Annotated in this window: 15 protein-coding genes; 12 read left to right on the top strand and 3 right to left on the bottom strand. The window is 42.5% G+C overall.

Annotated elements, in window-relative coordinates:
• Positions 1–79: 79 nt before the first annotated feature.
• From ABEG20_RS08155 to ABEG20_RS08145, 3 genes are all read right to left on the bottom strand, one after another.
• Positions 80–904 (bottom strand): phytanoyl-CoA dioxygenase family protein, encoded by an 825-nt coding sequence (locus ABEG20_RS08155; RefSeq protein ID WP_406826879.1) that lies wholly within the window; start codon positions 902–904, stop codon positions 80–82.
• A 27-nt stretch (positions 905–931) separates the two neighbouring features.
• Positions 932–2896 (bottom strand): hypothetical protein, encoded by a 1965-nt coding sequence (locus tag ABEG20_RS08150; RefSeq protein WP_406826878.1) that lies wholly within the window; start codon positions 2894–2896, stop codon positions 932–934.
• Between the two features lie 145 nt (positions 2897–3041).
• The gene (locus ABEG20_RS08145) at positions 3042–3923 is read right to left on the bottom strand and encodes a hypothetical protein (RefSeq protein ID WP_406826877.1); all 882 of its coding nucleotides are present in this window, start codon (positions 3921–3923) and stop codon (positions 3042–3044) included.
• 768 nt (positions 3924–4691) lie between these two features.
• Between ABEG20_RS08145 and ABEG20_RS08140 the strand changes: the two genes are divergently transcribed.
• From ABEG20_RS08140 to ABEG20_RS08085, 12 genes are all read left to right on the top strand, one after another.
• The gene (locus ABEG20_RS08140; protein ID WP_406826876.1) at positions 4692–5870 is read left to right on the top strand and encodes a hypothetical protein; all 1179 of its coding nucleotides are present in this window, start codon (positions 4692–4694) and stop codon (positions 5868–5870) included.
• Between the two features lie 71 nt (positions 5871–5941).
• A complete protein-coding gene (locus ABEG20_RS08135) occupies positions 5942–6472 on the top strand; it encodes a hypothetical protein (RefSeq protein ID WP_406826875.1) in 531 nt (176 codons plus the stop codon).
• Between the two features lie 51 nt (positions 6473–6523).
• A complete protein-coding gene (locus tag ABEG20_RS08130; RefSeq protein ID WP_406826874.1) occupies positions 6524–7339 on the top strand; it encodes a glycosyltransferase family 2 protein in 816 nt (271 codons plus the stop codon).
• A 2-nt stretch (positions 7340–7341) separates the two neighbouring features.
• Complete coding sequence (locus tag ABEG20_RS08125; RefSeq protein ID WP_406826873.1) at positions 7342–9717, top strand: radical SAM protein; 2376 nt, start codon at positions 7342–7344, stop codon at positions 9715–9717.
• Positions 9714–11246 carry an SPASM domain-containing protein gene (locus ABEG20_RS08120; RefSeq protein ID WP_406826872.1) on the top strand — a complete coding sequence of 511 codons (1533 nt, stop codon included), beginning with the start codon at positions 9714–9716 and terminating at the stop codon, positions 11244–11246. The genes ABEG20_RS08125 and ABEG20_RS08120 overlap by 4 nt, the downstream gene beginning before the upstream one ends.
• Positions 11247–11362: 116 nt before the next feature.
• Entirely contained in the window at positions 11363–12259 is an 897-nt protein-coding gene (locus ABEG20_RS08115; RefSeq protein ID WP_406826871.1) for a PIG-L deacetylase family protein, read from the top strand.
• A gap of 6 nt (positions 12260–12265) precedes the next feature.
• A complete protein-coding gene (locus tag ABEG20_RS08110; protein ID WP_406826870.1) occupies positions 12266–15121 on the top strand; it encodes a glycosyltransferase in 2856 nt (951 codons plus the stop codon).
• Complete coding sequence (locus ABEG20_RS08105; RefSeq protein ID WP_406826869.1) at positions 15118–16299, top strand: glycosyltransferase family 4 protein; 1182 nt, start codon at positions 15118–15120, stop codon at positions 16297–16299. Before ABEG20_RS08110 ends, ABEG20_RS08105 begins: the two co-directional genes overlap by 4 nt.
• On the top strand, positions 16289–17251 hold the full coding sequence (locus ABEG20_RS08100) for a phosphotransferase enzyme family protein (protein ID WP_406826868.1): 963 nt from the start codon (positions 16289–16291) through the stop codon (positions 17249–17251). The genes ABEG20_RS08105 and ABEG20_RS08100 overlap by 11 nt, the downstream gene beginning before the upstream one ends.
• Positions 17244–17987 carry a phytanoyl-CoA dioxygenase family protein gene (locus ABEG20_RS08095; RefSeq protein ID WP_406826867.1) on the top strand — a complete coding sequence of 248 codons (744 nt, stop codon included), beginning with the start codon at positions 17244–17246 and terminating at the stop codon, positions 17985–17987. The genes ABEG20_RS08100 and ABEG20_RS08095 overlap by 8 nt, the downstream gene beginning before the upstream one ends.
• 59 nt (positions 17988–18046) lie before the next feature.
• Positions 18047–19144 (top strand): aminotransferase class III-fold pyridoxal phosphate-dependent enzyme, encoded by a 1098-nt coding sequence (locus tag ABEG20_RS08090; protein WP_406826866.1) that lies wholly within the window; start codon positions 18047–18049, stop codon positions 19142–19144.
• Positions 19141–19689 (top strand): GNAT family N-acetyltransferase, encoded by a 549-nt coding sequence (locus ABEG20_RS08085; RefSeq protein ID WP_406826865.1) that lies wholly within the window; start codon positions 19141–19143, stop codon positions 19687–19689. Before ABEG20_RS08090 ends, ABEG20_RS08085 begins: the two co-directional genes overlap by 4 nt.
• Positions 19690–19781: the final 92 nt, after the last annotated feature.

Here is a 19781-nt window from a genome sequence, read left to right as displayed (position 1 = left end):
AGGATGGATTTTATTTGAGAACTTTTAGTGATTGAAGTTGGAGATGCGTTGTTTGGATAAAAAATGTATGCTCGGTATTTTAATTCAAAACAGTAAACTGTTTTTCTATCTTTTCAGGGGAAAGTTGTTCTATTTGTGTTGGAAGGGTTTTAATACAGGTTCCTTCTTTGGGAAGGGTAGTCATTATATGCCTCAGGTAAAAGTCGTCAGGTACATGAAATACACTTGTTTTTGCGGGATCTGCTGCCTCATCTACATGGCAGCAAAGCAACGGTAAATGGGCCGGTATGGCCACACCTGCAGCAACAGGTCTCATGGCCATGCTTAAATTGGGCGGTGAACCATGAATTACTTTTGTATTCATGAATAACACTTGTCCGGCCTTCATAGGTATATAATGCATATAACCGGCTTCAATAGTGTCTACCCATTCGGGGTAAGGCAGCATGGTAGGTGAGCGGTAAAGATTTTTTAAGCGATGGCTTCCGGGCAAAACGCCAAGGCAACCATTGTTTTTATCTACGTCAACGAGCGGGCACCAGATACTGAGCCCAACGTGGTTTTCTTCTTCTACAAAAGTAGGATCCTGGTGCAGCGGGAACTTACCATATTCTGAGTCTGCCCGTTTGGCAACGAAGCTCCCTAACACAAATTTGTATTCATTTAATACTGGAAGCAGGCTCCGTTCAAAAACCGGCAAAACGTTTTGATGGATGAAACGTCGCATTTCGACATCGTGGAGTACAACCGAAGCGACAATATCAAACGTATGTTGCGCCTCAACTGCTGTAAAAACCGACTTTAAGTCGGCTATATCTTTTGCCGTAAGAAGATCCATAACCACATATCCCTGCTCCCGGAAAGTTGCATCATATTGTTGGTCAGTGAATACACTTTGTGCCATAATTTATTGGATTAAAAAAAATGAATATCACATCCAGTTATATATTACGCTGCTGTTGTGCGGTGCTTTTGTTGGAATAATTTTTGAAAGTACCCGCATAATAGTTGCAGTGGTAACAATGGATTTTTTGTCTTCATAGTATGTTCCCGAAGGATTGTTCCAGGGCTCGTAACAGAAGTTATCTGTCACACGGAGATTTGCTGAACCATACCACTGCCCATTCTCTGCCTGCCAGTTGAGTAAGGTGCGAAGATGGGTGCCTATTTTTTCATCAGCATAACCCCTGATGCATTCAATGCCGATATAACAGGCAAGATCAAAAGCGTTGTCGATCTGTATAGAGGATACATCATATTCATAAGTATCCAGCGGCTCCTGCAGTCCCAATCGATCCAGTACTTCCAAAGTGATGAATGTACTGTAATAGGGGTTTCGCCACCAATAGGAACGCCAAAAGCCATTGTCCATCCGGTGGGTGTGCAAAGCTTTTTGAAACGGATCAAAAAATGTTGTCTGATCTTCCACAGACATTCCGTGATAACCCCAGGGAGTAACATCCCAATGACCTGTTGCCCATGCATCAGGTTCGGTATAGGTGGCAATACAATCATTTTCCCGCCAGTGTTCCCTGAAAAATAAACGATCAGCTGCCTCAACAGGCAGACCAAGTTCATCAAACAGTGCAACGGCCATCGCAGTTGAATCTGCATCGGGCCCTGTTCTGGCATTAAATCCCCATCCGGAATGGTAGCTCCGCTGCGCTGCAAGCCAGTTGGCCGCTTTTGTTGCAGCATCAATAGCTTCATTATTGCCGCTTTTTTTGCCATACTGTGCCAATGCATGTGCTGCGTATGCAGTAACCCATTGGTCTGAAGTGCCCACAGGCAGATGATAATCATCCCAGCTGCCATTTTCGTTCTGGATGGATATCAGGTAGCGCATCGAATCTTTAAGCGCTCCCCATATTTCGTCTGATTCAGGCATGCCACTTTGTATATCATGCTTCAGATATAGATTCAACCTTGGCTTTTGATCCAAAGTAAGTCCAAACCCGATGAAGGCAATATGATATTCCTGACTGTCCAGCATGATGCCGGTATCAACAGGCGTAATCGAAAAGTGCGTTGTTAATTGGTTTATAATGGTGTGCCATTCAGCAGATGTGTATCTGAGGCAATGGCCACAAAGGTCAACTTTTACATCTGCATGCGCTCCGGTTTGGAGATTAAAGCCAACACTCATTACCAACCCATTTAAATCTGTTTTATATTTTTCTGTAGCAATGGCAAGAAAATCTTTCATTTCCTGTGATGAAAGCAGCTCGATGCCTAAATGCTGAAAGTCTGTCGTGTCGCGCATCCGGAAGTAGATCTTCGCCCTTGAATTTTCAAGTGTGCTGCCCTCTAATCCTGCACTGGCTACAACACAGTGTTCTTTTAGTTTATTTATGATGATCATGGCATCATGGGCCGAAGGTAGAACTCCTTTGAGCCAGGCAACTACCGTATTCCATCCTTTTTCCTGGCTAAGGGGGGCCATTTCCAGGTAGAAAGCAATTCCGGGCTGTTGCGGACTCGTGCCAATCCATACAAATCCTTGTTTGTAAATGTTACGGTCATCTTCATTTTTTGGCAATAACATTTCAATCGTCTTTTCAGCAATCTCTTTCAAATCACTGCTTCCACTACTGTTTATAGCGTGTCTAAGTGTTTTGATAGCGGAATGATACCGCGACTCGGTGGTGGTGTGAAAGGAACCTGGATCGCCAATAACCCTAAGTGATGCGCCCTTGCCGGAAGTGGTAATGCAAAGTTGTAATGGTGAACTATCATTGTTCAGGCAGGAAGCGCCAATAATAAAATCTTCGGAGCCGGAATCACAATCAAGAAGCTGGTAACAGCTATCTGTCAGAGAGTTGGCCGTAGGTTGAATGCGCTCAGCAAGCGAAATAAGCCGTTGAACTTTTTGGCCGAGGCGTACACTACGAATCATAATTTTTTAAAGTTGAGCGGAAAGGATAAATTAGATTTTGATTGAGGCGCTTATAAACCCCACGGTCGATTTATAGATCAGCCGTGGGGTTGGAATAGTTTAAATTGCGATTGCAAACGAATAATCTTGCAATGTAAATGATGAATTAACTGCCTGGCACAATATTGATCTGAGGAGCCTGGCCGGTATTGCTACCTTTTGATCCAGATACACCATTTGAACCCGTATTTCCAGGGGTTCCGTTTGCGCCTCCTGATGAACCACCAGTACCAGCTGTGCCGCCGGTACCTCCAATACCGCCGGTACCTCCATTTCCTGGAAGAGCAGCTATTGGATGAGCAATCAGTTGAGAGCCTGCATCCAGACTTCCGTAAGTAATGTTGATCAAACCACCATTACCGCCATTGCCACCATTGGCGCCTTTTCCTCCAGCTCCGCCATTACCGCCGTTACCGCCGTTATAGCCACCACGGGAATAGGCTCCGGAACTGTCGCCATTACCGCCATTGCCACCATTACCGCCGTTACCGCCGTTACCGCCCGCACCGCCGTTGCCACCATTACCGCCTCCGCCTACAACGGAGAAAGTACCGGTAACTTTACCAATATACATGGTAGTAGCAGGAGAATCGCCGCCAGCACCGCCATCACTGGCATCACCACCATTACCACCGATGGCACCACTGGTACCATTAGAACCATCGTTACATCCGGAAGCCCAGTTGCAACTTGCGTTCTGACCAGCAACGCCATTCTGCCCGTTTCCACCTGCTGTACCATTTGTGCCTGCCGCACCTGGTGCACCAAGAATATTGATATCTCCGGTGGCTTGTTGTGAAACTAACGCTTTCGCATTGTTGTTTGTTGATTTGACTAGGGCAGCAATAGAAATTTTACCTGTTGTCTGGACAAAAATTTGCCCTCCAGGTAAAACGGTTACTGTTCCGAACTGATTGTTAGTGTCCGTGATGTACAGCGGACTCGACGGACTTACTGTCACGTCTAATGGTGTCGATGAGGTTGACATAGAATTGTTTTTTTAGATGGTTAAAAATTTAGTAATTAATATATAAATAAATTGTATTATTAAAACTAATATTATGAATAAAATTAATACATATAAATTTAATTTCCAAATAATTAAATGATTTAAAAATTTAAAATGAAGCTTTAAATAATAAAGCTGTAAGAACAGCGCATCAAACGAGTTCTCGCTGTATGTACAGGCAAAATCATTTTCGGTTTTTTTTCACTTGAAGATATACGGAGCCTGTCTTTTACTTCTGCAGATTACCGCAAATAGCTTCCCGGCGGAAAAGGCTGATACAATTGTATTTAGATTTTTTAATGGTGTTTCAAGAATAGTATTTAATCATAAATATCATATATTCAATTACTTATGTAGTTACGATCAGAGTGGGTTTACCAAATCATTCAATGTTAAAATCAAGGCATTCGGATCAATTTTGAAGGGAATTAATTTTTTCTGCCAGGGCCAACTGAATTATTTTAAACCGCTGGTTTTAGTACATTGTAATTGTTTTATATGACAAGAGTATTAAGATTAAAGAATTCTAAATATAGAATAATATCGTTATTTAAAGTATTATTAATTATACTTAATTGTATTTATATTACAAATTATGTGTAATTTTAATATTATATATAAATAAATATAAAATGACGTTAATTTTTATTCAATTTTGATTGTGAAACCCAGAAAAGGATTGTTGTCAAAGATAATTTACTAAATTTAGTGCATCATCTCCACGACAATCACCTGCACCTGATAGCTATGAAAAAGAAAATCCTGTACATTGTTACGTCTAAAACCAACATGGGAGATCTTGCCTTGTGCCTGAGCTGGATAAGGGATCTGGGCCGCAAAAATTATAGTTACAGTTTTGTCCTTGATCCGGACCTGGTGCCGTACATCAGTAGTCTGGATAGTTACCTGACTTTTGATAAAGACCGCGACATCAGGAAAACGATCCTGGAAGCTGTTGATCAATTCGCTGCCGAGGCAATAATTTTTGCAACCAACTCCTTTTGGAACCTGCCGGGACATAACAGCTGTAAATTCGGTAAATTTGTCTTAAACAAGGAGGATGTAAGCATACCGGTCTTTTCTTTTGATCCGTTTGAATCGGGCTTTAATCATATCATGCCCCAATCGGGCCACATTATACCGTTTTCTGCTGTACCAGACTGGGTTTATGCCTTGAGGTACATGTCTATCCCCCCGCTAACTGCAAATGCACGACATTTTTTTGCCGAATCTGTTTACAATAAATCAACGTTGATAGATCCTGCCAGGGTTATTTCTAAATGGGAAGGCAAAACGGGCATGAAGACCATTTTTTACCCGCTTTCTAAAGATCGTTTTTATTTCATACAGCAACATTATCCCAATTATTTCGGTTACCTGGGCGAAATATTTAGCGAACTGGCGGCCGACCGTATACAGGTGCTCACTATTTTACCAGAAAAGATCCCCGAATTTGAAGCCTTGGAAAATGTAATTATCCTGCCGCCAATACCTTACGAAGATTTTTTAAGCCTGATTAATGCTTCAGACCTTTACCTTACGGATTCGTTTATATCATGTATTGTAGAATCTATACAATTAGAAACGCCCGCAATGTTGCTCATGAACTCTGGAAAAAACAATGCATTACTTTCCGGGTCGTTTTTTAAAGGGGGAGCGTTCCCGTTTTGGGTATGGCCATATGGCATGTATCAGGTATGTATTGCTTTTGAAGAGCTTTTCGAGCTGGGGCATTGCTATGGTAAAGCAGAGATTCTGGACAAAGCAGAAGTTCTTTCTTCAATACGCAAGATGTTGTTCTCTGAGCAGAAAAGAGCGGAAGTGATTGATAACTGCCGCCAATGGAAAAGCGAAAGAAAGAAAAATCTGCCAACACCGGCAATGGTGCTTGATGATGTTTTCAGCCAGCATGTTCCTGGTAAATAAAAAGCAAATCATAAAGAAAAAAAAATTATTATTTATTTGTATTTTAATAAATCATTCGTATATTTAACTTGTTGGAGAACAATAAGTTAAATTATTGTTCAACAGCAAAACAATCTAAACTTCTCAAAAAAATGAAAAACCATTCTTATCTTAACGACCTTGACATTGTTCACCTGACACACGCTCAGGCAGAAGCAGCAAACCTTTCTTTACATTACGGACACATGAAAATGGGGTTGATCCAAACCGCATTACATAGCCATCACGCTGCAATGGCAAAACTTTCTGCAACTGTTCAGCTGGGGCACCAAGAAGCCAAAACGATGGTTGAAAAAGTAAAATTACTTGTTTCGGCCAAGTCAAAAAATGCTAACCTTTCTCTTGAAGAACAAAAAGCAGCTAAATATGCAGAATGTGCTGAAGCTGCACGTTCAGTGATCCGTCAGCACGTGAAAATGAAGACCTTAGCCGAAGCGATTATTTTAAAGCATGCTCAAATGGCGCAACTTCAAAAGGCAATTCACGCTCATCATGCGCAGGTTGCAAGTGCCATTAAAGCAGCTATTTGCAGGCGTGCCATACTTGCCGCTCAACAACGCTAAGCTTTTTTGCTGCTCATCTTTTTCTTATCATAGTTTTCAGACGCATCATCCATGGTCGATGTCTTAATTCCCTTTTTTAATAAAAGTGAGTTAACCATACAGTGTTTAGATGCCATTATCCGCGCCATGACGTTTAACTGCGTCCTGGTTGTTGTGGACGATGGCTCAGACGCGCATGAGTGTGAAAAAGTACTTTCCTACCTGAATCGCTGCGAGGCTACTTTTAAGTTTATAAAAAAGGAGGTCAACGAAGGGTTCAAGAAAACTGTAAGGGAAGGAATGCGCCATTGCGAAAGCAAGTATGTGATATTGTTGAACAATGATACCATACCTGCTATGGCATTTGACAGTAAGCTAATAGAAGTGTTAGAGCGTTTCACTGATGTTAAAGCTGTAGGACCGGTATCTAACCATCCTACAGATCTTTTTCAGTTCAGAGAAGCTTTACAGCATTTAAGATTTGAATTTCCATCGCCAACTGACGATCAAAAGCAGTTATTAAATAGTGCCGCTTCCGGCCTCAAAAAAGGATTTACCTACACTTCCTATTTAACAGGAATGTGTTTTGCCATTAACAGGCAGTTTTTTGAGGAAATTGGCATTTTTGATGATGTTTATGAGCATGGCTACTTTGAAGATTTAGATCTGTGCTGCCAGATAAGAAAAATAGCGTACAAACTGGCAATTGTTGAAGATTGCTTTGTATTTCACTATGGACATTCTACCTACAGGCAGAAAGCAACTGAGGAAAAGCACCGCATCATATGGCGCAACTTCGACAAGTTCACTGAACGATGGAGCCATATGGCTGGGCATCAAGAATTATTATTAAAAATGGAATTCGCAGGTAAACATGACCCCATTTGACCATGACCGACATACTGATTCGCAAAACGCAAAAAGGTCGCAGCCTTAACTTATCTCAATTATTGGATGGGCATTCCGGTGCGGTAATTGAATATTCAATTGATGACCACGCCGGCCAAACCATAGCTCAACACCTTAGTCAATCATCAGCCGCAAACGTACTGTTTATTGATGATGTGGTTTTATCAGGACTTAAAGATATAACCACTATAATGGGTTTTTCGCCCTCAAAAAATACGGCTTACAATTTATCTGGTCCCGGCACCGACTTTATTTTTGGTAACGATGAAAATGAAGGCAGGGATAGTGCTGTTACTTCTTGCTGCTATTTAGTCCCTGCTGAATCACTTGCTGCTGAAACAAATACAGCCTATAAAACAACAGAGTTCTTTCTGATCGCCAATGGCCGCAAAAATGAGTTTCAATCAAAACGGATGAATTTGAACGGCTTTAATTTTGATGGCCGTGAGTGGGCAGGAAATAGGATACTCAATTCCGCCGAAGCACTTGCTGCTGATTACGAAACCCTGTTGGCAAGAGAGGGGGAAGAGATCAAATCTGCCGTGCCGTCACAGTTCAGGATAAAAACCAATCACTACTTTGCCCGGGTTAAATTACCGGCTGATGGCGATCAGGCTTTTGACGGACCCAAATTCAGCATCATTTGCCCGGTATTTAAATCGGCTTTTGTTGAACAGATGATCAACTCGGTAATGGCACAAGTATGGCCCAACTGGGAACTGCTTATCGCGGTAGATGGTCCTCCACAAGCCGAACTCGAAAAGATCGCAATGGTACTATCGAAAATCAGCGATCCCCGTGTGTCTTATTATATTCAGGCTAACCAAGGTACCGGGCCGACCAGGCGTGACCTGGCGGTGCAAGCTACCGGCGATTTTATATTTCCGATTGATGATGATGATATGCTGGTACCCGACTCGTTACGTTGTTTTGCAGGGGCTGTTTCCGCCAATCCCGAAACCTTTGTATTTCGCGGAAATACGCAGATCATCGGGTTAATAGAACATTCGCTCCAGGCCAGAAAACGCTACCTTATAGACGGTATCTCAAATGATACCTTTGAGGTTAATCAACCCTATATCATCCAAAAGAAACTATTGCACCAACTGGGGGGATACGTTGCAGATTCTTCGTTGCGAAATGCAGGAGAGGATACCCTTTTATTCCATCATATCGACCAGGCGGGTGCAAAAGTAGGCATGATAAATGCGCCTCTTTACTTAAGAAGACTGTCTACCCAAAACCTCACACTTGAATTTAAGATAGAGGAAGCAATGGGGCATTTTAAAAATATAGACCAGCGATTTACCCCAGGGGGATGGGAAATAAAAGACAGGAAATTTGGACTCGACGGCAACTTCCAAACCGCAATGGCAGCATATACGCACGCTGCTCAAAAGCGGGAGGTGATAACGGCAAACAAATTTTTCCAATATCAAACCATGAGCGATGTAAATAAGCTCGTTATCGATTTGGAAGTGACTTCACGCTGTAATGCTACTTGTGGTTTTTGCCCTCGCTCGGTAATGCCTGATGTGAAATCATTTATCGCCGTCAGTACTGTTGAAAACTTAGCCAATAATATTAAAAACGGCCCGCAGCGGCTGGTGGTATTGTGTGGTATCGGCGAATCGCTCCTGCATCCGCAAATCGAGCGGATTGTTGAAATACTCACCGCTGCGAATGCCTACGTGGCCATGACCAGTAACGGTGCGCTGATGAACGAAAACATCTTCAGGCAATTGGTTAAGGCCGGGTTAAAAAGCGTTAATTTCAGCGTCAATGCTGCTACCGGATCCACACATGAGCTGGTGATGGGCATGAAGAACTTCCATAAAGTAAAAGCTAACATCGAACGGGCACTCGAAATAAAAGAGGAATTAAACGCTGATATCAAAGTGAATGTAAGCTTTGTAGTCTGCGAGCAAAACGAGCACGAGGTTGATCAGTTTGTAGAAAACTGGAAGGGTAGTTCGGCAACGCAGATATGGCTGCATCCTGTGAATAACCGGGCCGGCTTGCTTGGTGCGGGCATGAAATCAGTAAAAATGGATTCGTTCTTTACCACATATGCCGGCGATCAACGCGTGGTGGTGGATGTTTTTAGGGATCATGATGAGACCGACAACCTTTGTAAGATCGCGAAGAACTTAGCCTTTATTTCTGCAGATGGCACCATGCGCCTTTGCGCAATGGATTATCAGCGGGTTACAGCTCACGGTAATATCAACAGCACAACCCTGCAGCAGCTACAATTTGACAAGCTCTCGGGTTTTATAAAAGGCGACTACGATACTTTATGCGGAAATTGTGATTTCTGCCCTTCCGAACTGAAAAAACAAATAGCACTGCGATGATAAAGGAGATGATCGAAGACAGCCATTGGGCCGAAATATGCAATAGGGTAGTTAAAGATGACAACCTGCGGGAATTATTTGCGAACGCTATTCTAAACATCAAAACGGAGGTTGCTGCGATATGCCTGCGCGAAGCCGAAAACAATGCGCCATCACCCTTAAAATTCCTTTCTAATTATTGGAATGGAAAGCCATCGGCAAATAAAGCTGAACTTGCGATCATATTTAAAACTTATATCGAGCGTCAAAAGGAGAGGAGCACATCCGTCCCGTTCAGTACGCTTATCAATCAAACGGTTGAGCGCCTGGTTGCGCAACTGCAGTCAGCGCTTCCGACAGAAAGTGTTGCTGTTATCTGTAAGATCGGAATTTCTGATATTTTAAATGCACCCGGCAGCCCGGATCCTATAGGCATCGAATTACAAAAAATATTGGCGGGCCTGCCACCGGCAGACGCAACAGCTTCAACCAATATCGGTCTGCCCAGACCGGAGAATCACCAGCATAAATTTCACGGTCGTTTTTGCCAGTTTCCTTTCGATTTTGCACAGATAGACCCATTGGGCCAAATGTATCTGTGCTGCCCGCAAACATTACCCGAAGCGGCGGGCGACCTGGTTTCTGATACGTTTATGGACACCTGGAATTCTCCAGGGGCGATAGCCATTCGCGAATCTATTCTTGACGGCAGTTTCAGGTATTGCAGTGAGGCAACATGCGGTTATTTGCAAAGCAATTCCCTGCCCCTAAAAGAGGAAGTTAAAAATCCAAGGCACAGGGAATTTATTGATCATCATATCACCCGCGTTGAACAGGGGCCACTTACGATAAATATGTCTTATGATCGCTCCTGCAATTTAAGCTGCCCATCGTGCAGAAAAGGCATGGTGGTGCTTAAAGGAAAGTCTAAAGAAAATGCCGAAACTATTCATGACCGTGTAGTAAACCGGTCGCTAAAAAATGTGGAGGAGTTGATCATTACCGGCAGTGGCGACCCTTTTGGCAGTCAATTATTTCACTCGTTTTTACGCAGTTTTGACCCAAGCACGGCCCCCCAGCTTCACATTACGCTATCAACTAACGGTCTTTTATTGACACCTAAAACCTGGGGTTCTATTTGTAATACAGCCATTTCTAAAATAGACATCTCTGTTGATGCGGGCAGTGCACCCACTTATATGCTGAACCGCGGTGGAAACTGGAATATACTGCTTGATAATCTCGATTTTGTGGGCAAATTAAGAAGAGCGGGAAAGATAAAATCCTTTGAATTGCATTTTGTAGTGCAGGAAAATAATTTCAGGGAAATGAAAGACTTTGTAGAGATCGGACTGCAGGTTTCTGCAGATTTTATTTGCTTTAAGCAAATCCTCAATTGGGGCACTTACTCAGAAGAAGAATACCTGAGCCGGGCCGTGCAGCTTGCTTCGCACCCCTTGCATCAGGAGTTTAAAAAAACCATTAAGGATCCCATTTTTAAAATAAAAGCCGTGTATATGCACGATTTGAACATGTTGGCAAATTCATAATTTTTTTTTCGATGGATCAAACGAGCAGCAGGGATATATACCCTCTTTTATTGCCACATGTCACTGTCATACAAAACGCATTATATTTTGGCAGTCAAAAGTTACGCCCTCTCACAATGGAAGAGGAGCAAGTATGCCGGCTATGTAACGGAGTAAACTCGCTGAAAGATATTTCAGCGCATGCAGGAGCGGCATTGCTCACAGAACTGACCCCTTTTATAATTGAGCTTCCATTTCCATTAGTTCAAAAAGTTAATCGTAACGAGGGGCAAAAGGTACTTGTAATTGCGCCCAATCCGCAAACAAGCTACCTTTCTGTTGGAGGTGCCTGTTTAAAATGGCAGGATAAGGAAATTCTAAATCTTATCTGTTTTTCGAATACTGCAGATTGCACGTTAACCGGGCTGTTTAAAAGTGATGAGGAAATATCAGCCCTAAGGTATGATGAAGCGGAAATCTCGGCGAAGCTTTGCAATTGTACCAACAAGTTTTTAAACTATCCTGATTTTAGTGTTAGAAAAAATCGATGGGATACGGGATCGATGCCGGGTTTGCCTGCCGACCTTGCAGCAGCGCTGAAGTATGCTGTGTACAATGCTATCAACGAGTTCAAGCCCCAAATTATACTTGCCCCGGCGGCAATAGGCAATCATCCTGATAACGCGATCTTGCACCATATCATTCTCGATTTTTTTAAACATGACTATTTTCCTGGTATCGATTTTTTCCTTTACCAGGATTTTCCTTATGCAGCAACTTATAACCTGATCGATGACTTTTTATGGAAAACAGAATGCTCTTTTGTAAAGATTGCAGACCATTTTGAAGATGTTAGTGCGCAAATGGGAATTAAAGAACTTTTTTACGATATCCATTTCTCTGCAGTCAACCCGGTTAACCGTTCACTGGTAAGTCACATTTTGAAAAGAAATATTACTGCTTCTAACCTCCTTGTAACCGGAGAAGAAGCAGAAGGTGTAGAGCACTTTTATAAACTTATTCCCTTTAATTAATAACCAATGGATCTTATTCTACTTGTTGATGATCAGGATATAACAGAGAACTCCCCCAGGCTGATCAGCAAAGCGGGGCTTGAAAAGATTGAATCAATTTGTACAAAGCTGGTTAACGGTAACATCCTTGCAATAAGCATGTATGTCCAAATGCGCTCGGCCTGGCCTAATGTCCAAAAGGCCATTGATGAGTTTACCTCATGGAGTTATGCCAGATCGGTGAACATGTTTTTTGTGATCTCGGTAGAGGATCTTCATCCTGAAACAATTACTTACATCAATTTCAGGGGATTTCTTAATCTGATCATCACCTGCGATAACGAAGAAGAAAAACTTGCCGCTATAAGCAAAATGATAGGCAGTTTTAATACCCTGCACCCTGAATCGAAGATCAATATTTCAATATGGCCCGAAAGCAATGAGCGGCTTTATACGCATCGCAGGTTTATCGAGTTAAAAAGCATAAATATCAATATTGCCGAACCTTTGTTTGGCCCTGCAAAAGCAGGTAGTACTTCGTTACCTGAAAATGTGGCCGCTCAGTTTAAAAGTTCTTCGCCATGCTGCGAAATAGCTAACAAAACCATTGTCATCAACTCAAAAGGGGAGTTGCTGATATGCCCATCTGGCGTTAAAGGAATGGATGTGGGGGTTAACCTATTTGAAAGCAGTTACGAACAGTTATTAATGTATAAGGGCATGTGCACCGTTTTGGCCGGAAAAACAAATACGTGCATCAACTGTGATTACAAAGGTCGCTTTCAGTGGGAGAAGAAAGCAGGAGTGCAGGTAGAAGAATTGATAAATACCGGTAAATCAATGGGGGGTGCAGCTCCATGGAATGTGTTTAAAATGGAAAATATACCCCAGTGCAACGTGCAAGAGTTAGGAAGCAGCGAACAAGCACTATATCTTGAACAGTTCAAAATTCGGTTAATTAAATGGGCGGCACATGATGCACAATTACCCGATTCCGGAAATAATCTGCCTTCCGTATCAATAGAAACCCCTGTTTTTAAAGGTGCCTGGCTTATTCCGTGCATCGAATCAGTACTGTATCAAACCTCCAACCGTTGGGTTTATTATCTTTTGTGGGATGGGGGTGACGACCTGTCACGGCGTATATTGGGTATCGTGCACGAGTTGGGGCATCCCAAATTGAAAGTTTTCTTCTTCTCCAACCAGGGAATTGCCCGCTCGCGCCATGTGCTGAGTGCAGGTGCTGTTGAAGATTATATCATACCACTGGATGATGATGACATGTTAGGCGCTACAATTGTTGAAGACCTTTCCGGTGAAGCAATCTTAAAACCATGGGCCAGTATTATCAGGGCAAAGCGACGATACATTGATGAGAATGGGGTTTTAGTTGATATGGACGAGTGGTTTCCTTTTGAGAACCGTAATTACCAGCATGGTATGGTGACCGATTTGCATAACCATTGCCAGCCTACCTTACTTAACCGCAAGGCATACGCTTCCACCAGCGGCTGGGAGGGTTTTCCTGATTTTTATTACGCCGGTGAAGATTGTGATATTTACTTAAAGCTTGAAGAAAAAGGTGCTATAGAACTTTACGACAAAGTGTTATACTACTACAGGCTCAATTCTAAACGTACCAGCCACTTGCTTAAACCTGAAGGTGCGTATGAAATGTGGAGGCGCCTGGCCGATAAAACGATAGACCGCATCGGCCTTCCGCTTCAGCGGGTAAATGCGCAGCCGCCATTTATTTATGAGCAGAAGTCAATGCCTGTTTTTACAAAAGACATGATCGATTTTGTTATCGCGTTTTACGAAGCCGATGAGAAAGAACTTCATTACGCGCAAAGACGGCCCGTTTCCGGGCAGATGCCGCAATATTTTGAACTGACAGGTTACAATTCCTTCGTGCAAAAGTTTCCGGCAGAATTGGTCCCTTTCTCGCGTATTGAATTAAGCTTTAGTTGTGAACAACATGTTGAAGGCACACTGCAGATTCAAATAACAGGATCAGCTATGGGTAACGTTGTTGCTGCTGGCAAGGCAGAATGGAAGGGAAAACAGGAAATTTCAAAAGCGGTGTCTATTGCAATCGAGTGGGTAGCAGAGTCCGGGGGGCAGGATCTTAACTTGTCACTTACATTCATACCCGCCCGGCATAATTCGGCAACTATTAAGGTTTTATTTTATGAGTTGAAGGAGCCAATACTCTTTGCCAGGGTTTTTAATGTTGAAAAAGGTTACTCAAAAAGAATCCTCAACAGGTGTATTCAATCTTTACGGAAGATCGGTATAAAAAACGAAGCTATTCACGTCATCGATGAGAAACGCTCAAGTTCAGTTAACCGCAACAAAGGTTTTAGCTTAACCAAACAACCTTTGGTCTGCTTCATAGATGATGATGCCGAAATCACATCCCAAGAAGCTTTGGATACCATGCTAGCCGTAATGGCTGAACATGGAGCAAGCCTTATCGGTCCGCGACTGATAACCGAGGACCAGAAAATTTTCTGTGCAGATCCGTTTTTTAACGAAAAGCAGCGGCCGGTACCCCGCGGAATTGGAGAAAGTGACGACGGCAGATATCAGTATATTTCAGAAGTCACCTGGCTGCCATCCACATTTCTGATCGTAAAAAGAGAAGTAATGACTGCCGTAAACGGTTTTGATGAAATGTATGAAGGGAGTCAAATGGAGGATGTAGATCTCTGTTTGAAGGCTCGTTACCGGGATTTTAAGTGTGTTTACGCCGGTAATGCCAGTGTGTTGCACTATAATAATCAAAGGAACGATCGTTTCGCTGAAAACTATCAGCGTTTTGTTCAGCGATGGGGCAATCATAAAAATCTGTTTAAACAAATAAATTCTGCGAACCAATGAGAATACTTGTTATCACCGAATATTACAGCAGCTCCTTCCGGAACGGATCTGAAGTGTTTGCGCATTTGCTGATCCGTGAACTTTGCAAATATCACGATATGACCTTGTTGGCACGTGCTACCGATGATATAGATCCCGGACTGCATATTGCTGTACCTGATCATATATACAATACAGTGGATGGCCTGAAACACTTCCTGATTACCAATGTTAACCCGTACGACTTCGATATCATCTATAACCTTGGCGGGCTACACTTTGGTTGCTTTATTGTAAAATATTTGAGAGAACAATTGCCTGGTTTGACTATTGTAAACCATTTTCAATTATTGTTTGCGCCTTATGGGGGCATTGAGAAAATGTCGGTTGCAAAGCAAAATCTGCTATCTAAACCGCAGGTAGAAGCTGCTTCGGGTGCCGCCCTTAATATTTTTATTTCAATTAATGAACTTTGCAGCGCTTTTAATCATGGCTTTAAGCTTTCATCGCCGGTAGCTGTAATCAGCAACGGCATCGAAATAAATGACCTTGAGGTGAACAGGGGCAGTTCCGCCTTTCAGATTCCCTTGATCAATGGCCGCAAACCGATTGTTTTTTTAACATCCGGCCGCTTTTCGGAATATATCAAAGGTGCCGACATTGTGTTCCGTGCCTTCAGAAGGTTGTTGTGTGATAAAAAAGATGTCTATCTCATTGCCATCGGTCCTACCGAAAAGTATGAGTTTCTGCTGAAGGATGTTGCTAAAGAAAACTATCATCTTCTAGAATGGCAAACGCGGGAAGATTTAGCGAATTTGTTTTCGATTGCGGATGTGATGCTGGTGCCATCAAGGTATGAGCCGTTTGGGATGATCGCCGTTGAAGGCATGGCAGCGGGTTTACCCGTTATTGCCAACGATACCGGCGGATTAAGTGAGATTGTCAATCATCAAAAAAATGGATTGCTTAATCGTAACGGAAATGGCTGGTTAGGGTTTTACAAGTGCATGCATGAAATCGCATCCGCTCCTGAAAAACTGTCGGCGATGTCGCAGCAGGCAAGGCAAACTGCGGTTGAAAAATATAATATAATCGATATCGGAACGGAGGTGGATAAACATCTTCGGCGCGCAACGATATCACACAAAGTACTTGAACCGGGTTATACCGACAAACAAATCATGATTAATGAATGCTGATTTTTCTGATATGGTAATCAATGCGGCAGCTGCACTTTGGGGAGCCGAACCGCACCATAAATTGAATGGTACCAACCATGATATTTATCAGGTGACGATCAATGCAGAACCGGCGGTAATGCGTGTTACCCCGGTTGAGCACCGCGATATAGATTCTATACTGGGTGAAATTGAATTTATGCAATTTCTGCAGGGAAAAGTACCTGTTCCAAAAGTGATCCGGTCTGCTGGTCATAAACTGGCCGAACAAGTCCGTGTAGACGGGCAGCAGGTAATTGTGTGCATGTTTGAACTGATTAAGGGGCTGCCTTTAAACCGGGATAGCATTGCGCAGACCAGCATCATTCAGCTTTGGGGTGAAACGATGGGCTCGCTCCGTAACTTTAGCAGGCAATATGATCCCAATAAACATTATTACCGGAAATTAGACGGAGATGTGCTGATAAATTTTGCCAAACAGCGTATAAAAAAAGAACCACATATTCTTGAATTGCTGAAAAATAAATGGGCCGAAATACTTTCAAGCCAGCTTATTCAAAAGGAATGGGGAATTATACACGGCGATCTCACGCAATCGAACATGCATTTTTATGATAAAAAGCTTTATCTGTTTGATTTTGATGAGTGTATGCTGGCCCCATATTTATACGATGTAGCCATCACTATCCATATCACGCTGCTGAGTTTGGCAGGCAAAGATAACTATCAGATAGCTGCTGAGAACTTTATCAAAAACTTGCTGACAGGCTATAAAAAGCAATGCAACACTACAATAGACACCGCTTCGTTGATGCTGCTGATGGATTTTTATAATATGCTGATTTACGTCCATATCAGTCAATTTGCTGATCATCCTTTTAAAGCACATGTATTAAATGCGATGAACACCGGAACTTTGGCAGGCCTGGAGATAACCAAAATAATTTATGAAATAAATAATCAAGATGACTGATGAACAAAAATTTCTTTTTGACCTGAACGGTTTTTTGGTTCTTGAAGATGTAATCCCCGCTCATGAATGCGAAAAAATTAAGGAACAGATATTTAAAATGAAATTTAACCCGGCGCTTCTTCCGGAAGAAGCGCGCTACGTTCCGGGCGGACATTTGGCACAGTTGATCAACCCTCCGAAAGTTGTCGCCGCGCTGAATACCCTTTTGGGCCCGCATGTAAGAATGGATTATGGTTATGTAATATGGCGCGAGAAAGGAGGCCGGCATCCGATGGACCTTCACCATGGGGGGCCTACACCCGAACCCATGTTCCGGTATTTTAACAGCAACGGCAATATTTATTCAGGTATGCTGCGCGTTGTATACGAATTCAATGATGTGGAGGCGGGAGACGGTGGAACATGTTTTTTACCAGGCAGCCATAAATCAAATTACAATGTTCCGCAAAATATGGTTTCGCTTAACAAGGGGGAGCAGTCGCCATTTTTACACCACATCACATGCAAAAAGGGTTCTGCCATCATCTTTACAGAAAACGTAGCCCATGGCGGTCCCATCTGGCAAAACGAAGATAAGCCGAGAGTGTCGGCTTTTTTTTCTTACAACCATCTTGGTATGCAGTTTCACAAACCGGGTTTCAATACCGCGGTTGTAAACTCTTTAACGCCGGAGCAGCAACAATACTTCAGGCCGATATGGATGTATGACTTTGAGAATGACAAACCCAATTTCTAATCATTTAAATATGATCTGATCCTAACACCATGCGCAGATAAACCTTAACCCACAAACCAATGAATGAGCTAAAAATGAAAATTGTAGCCGCCTATGGCGACTTCCTGGTAGACGCTTCAGGACAAAAATATTTTGACCTCTGCATGGGTTATGGTTCCGTTAGCCTCGGGCATAATTTTGCCGGCGTTATAGAAGGGCAGGTAAAGCAGCTCCAGAATTATAGCGCTCCGGGCTTTGTTGAAACAGAAATATTTGCCCAGGCGAAACAGATCGTGGAGAACTATTTGGATGGTTATTATCTTTACGGATTTTATAGTTCAGGCGCAAACGCAGTCGAAATTGCCATAAAAATGGCTCTCACTTCAAAAAGGCGCCCAAAGATCATCAGCTTTGCTAAAAGCATGCATGGCAAAACCCTGTTTACCAGTCAGCTTGGTTTTGACTCTTATCCTGGCACACCCGATCAGATAATTAAGGTTCCTTTTGTTGGTGAAAAAGAGGAAAGCGATATACTCAACATTTGCGAAGAACATATGCGATCGGGTAATGTTGCAGCGGTGATTATAGAACCCATACAGATGAGTGGTGGCGGTTTTGAAGCTTCTCCATTATTTTATTGCCGTTTAGGAGCGTTAGCTGCGCATTACGGTGTGATCCAAATATATGATGAGATCCTCATTGGTTTCTATAGAACAGGCACTCCCTTTTTCCATAAAACCTATGGTCTGAAACCTGATATTGTTTTAACCGGAAAAGCAATGGGTAACGGTTTCCCGGTTTCCGCAATTTTACTAAAAGACGATTTTGTTATTCTTCAGCCGTTTCGCGGGGGAGGTACTTATTTTAACCATCCCCTGGCATGTTCATCCATAATCGCCACCCTGAATGCTTTTAAGCAACTTCATGTGGCTTTACATATTACCCGCATAGAAGATTGTATTTTAAAGCATTTGCCTGCACATGGCTTATCTGGTAAGGGCGCATTATGGAATATCGATATGGGATCTCCAGATAATATGAACGCCGTGGTTAACGAGCTTATGACCAATAAGATTATTGTTAGCTTTTACGACAGACATATAAGGTTATTCCCCAACTACCAGGTTGATCTGACACAGCTGATCAACGCCTGCCAAATCGTAAAACGATACTTATGAGCATTCGTGTCGGCAATATAGTTTTACAACGGTTCAAGTCGCAGCATGCTGATATGCTGTACAGCCTGATCAATCGCCACGAGGTTCGTATGGGGATGAGCAATAGCGACAAAATTCCCTACGAAAGCCATCTTAACTGGGTAAGAGAAAACCTGATTGAAAGTAGCAAGGTTCATCTTTTTATGGTTATCAGCAACGAAGAGGCGCTGGGCGTGGCATTGATCAAAAATCTTACCGATGATTCTGCAGAACTGGGTATGATGGTTGCTGATACGATAGAAGCCAAAAAAATGCTGCTCACCAGCAAGCTGCTAACAGGGATTTTATTTTATGTTTTTCATCAAATGCGTTTCCGGAAATTAGATATACGTATTCTGCCGGGAAACGAAAATTCATTACGTACAGCCAAAAAAATCGGGGCTGAATTGCAAGGCCAGGATGAAACCTATCAATATTTTTTGTTAACAGAAACAAAGTATAAATCTTACCCATTAAATAAGTTACTGAATACTCGCTATAAACCGGCCATAATAAATTACGGCTAGCGAAAAAGAGATTCATTAACCATACTTTTAGTCCAGATCTTGTTCTTTCTTGTCGCAAATCTATGTTTGCTAAAAGCTACCCTCGAAGCCGC

Origin of the sequence: Pedobacter sp. KACC 23697, from assembly GCF_045348445.1 — a bacterium.
In the GTDB taxonomy this organism is placed as follows: Bacteria; Bacteroidota; Bacteroidia; order Sphingobacteriales; family Sphingobacteriaceae; genus Pedobacter.
This window is presented reverse-complemented; position numbering and strand designations above follow the sequence as displayed.

What these genes read in the sequence shown, in the direction of transcription:
- ABEG20_RS08090 (WP_406826866.1), top strand. Translation starts at nt 18,047, where the DNA reads ATGAATGAGCTAAAAATGAAAATTGTAGCCGCCTATGGCGACTTCCTG.
- ABEG20_RS08105 (WP_406826869.1), top strand. Translation starts at nt 15,118, where the DNA reads ATGAGAATACTTGTTATCACCGAATATTACAGCAGCTCCTTCCGGAAC.
- ABEG20_RS08155 (WP_406826879.1), bottom strand. Translation starts at nt 904, where the DNA reads ATGGCACAAAGTGTATTCACTGACCAACAATATGATGCAACTTTCCGG.
- ABEG20_RS08120 (WP_406826872.1), top strand. Translation starts at nt 9,714, where the DNA reads ATGATAAAGGAGATGATCGAAGACAGCCATTGGGCCGAAATATGCAAT.
- ABEG20_RS08130 (WP_406826874.1), top strand. Translation starts at nt 6,524, where the DNA reads ATGGTCGATGTCTTAATTCCCTTTTTTAATAAAAGTGAGTTAACCATA.
- ABEG20_RS08095 (WP_406826867.1), top strand. Translation starts at nt 17,244, where the DNA reads ATGACTGATGAACAAAAATTTCTTTTTGACCTGAACGGTTTTTTGGTT.
- ABEG20_RS08115 (WP_406826871.1), top strand. Translation starts at nt 11,363, where the DNA reads ATGGAAGAGGAGCAAGTATGCCGGCTATGTAACGGAGTAAACTCGCTG.
- ABEG20_RS08110 (WP_406826870.1), top strand. Translation starts at nt 12,266, where the DNA reads ATGGATCTTATTCTACTTGTTGATGATCAGGATATAACAGAGAACTCC.
- ABEG20_RS08150 (WP_406826878.1), bottom strand. Translation starts at nt 2,896, where the DNA reads ATGATTCGTAGTGTACGCCTCGGCCAAAAAGTTCAACGGCTTATTTCG.
- ABEG20_RS08085 (WP_406826865.1), top strand. Translation starts at nt 19,141, where the DNA reads ATGAGCATTCGTGTCGGCAATATAGTTTTACAACGGTTCAAGTCGCAG.
- ABEG20_RS08100 (WP_406826868.1), top strand. Translation starts at nt 16,289, where the DNA reads ATGAATGCTGATTTTTCTGATATGGTAATCAATGCGGCAGCTGCACTT.
- ABEG20_RS08140 (WP_406826876.1), top strand. Translation starts at nt 4,692, where the DNA reads ATGAAAAAGAAAATCCTGTACATTGTTACGTCTAAAACCAACATGGGA.
- ABEG20_RS08145 (WP_406826877.1), bottom strand. Translation starts at nt 3,923, where the DNA reads ATGTCAACCTCATCGACACCATTAGACGTGACAGTAAGTCCGTCGAGT.
- ABEG20_RS08125 (WP_406826873.1), top strand. Translation starts at nt 7,342, where the DNA reads ATGACCGACATACTGATTCGCAAAACGCAAAAAGGTCGCAGCCTTAAC.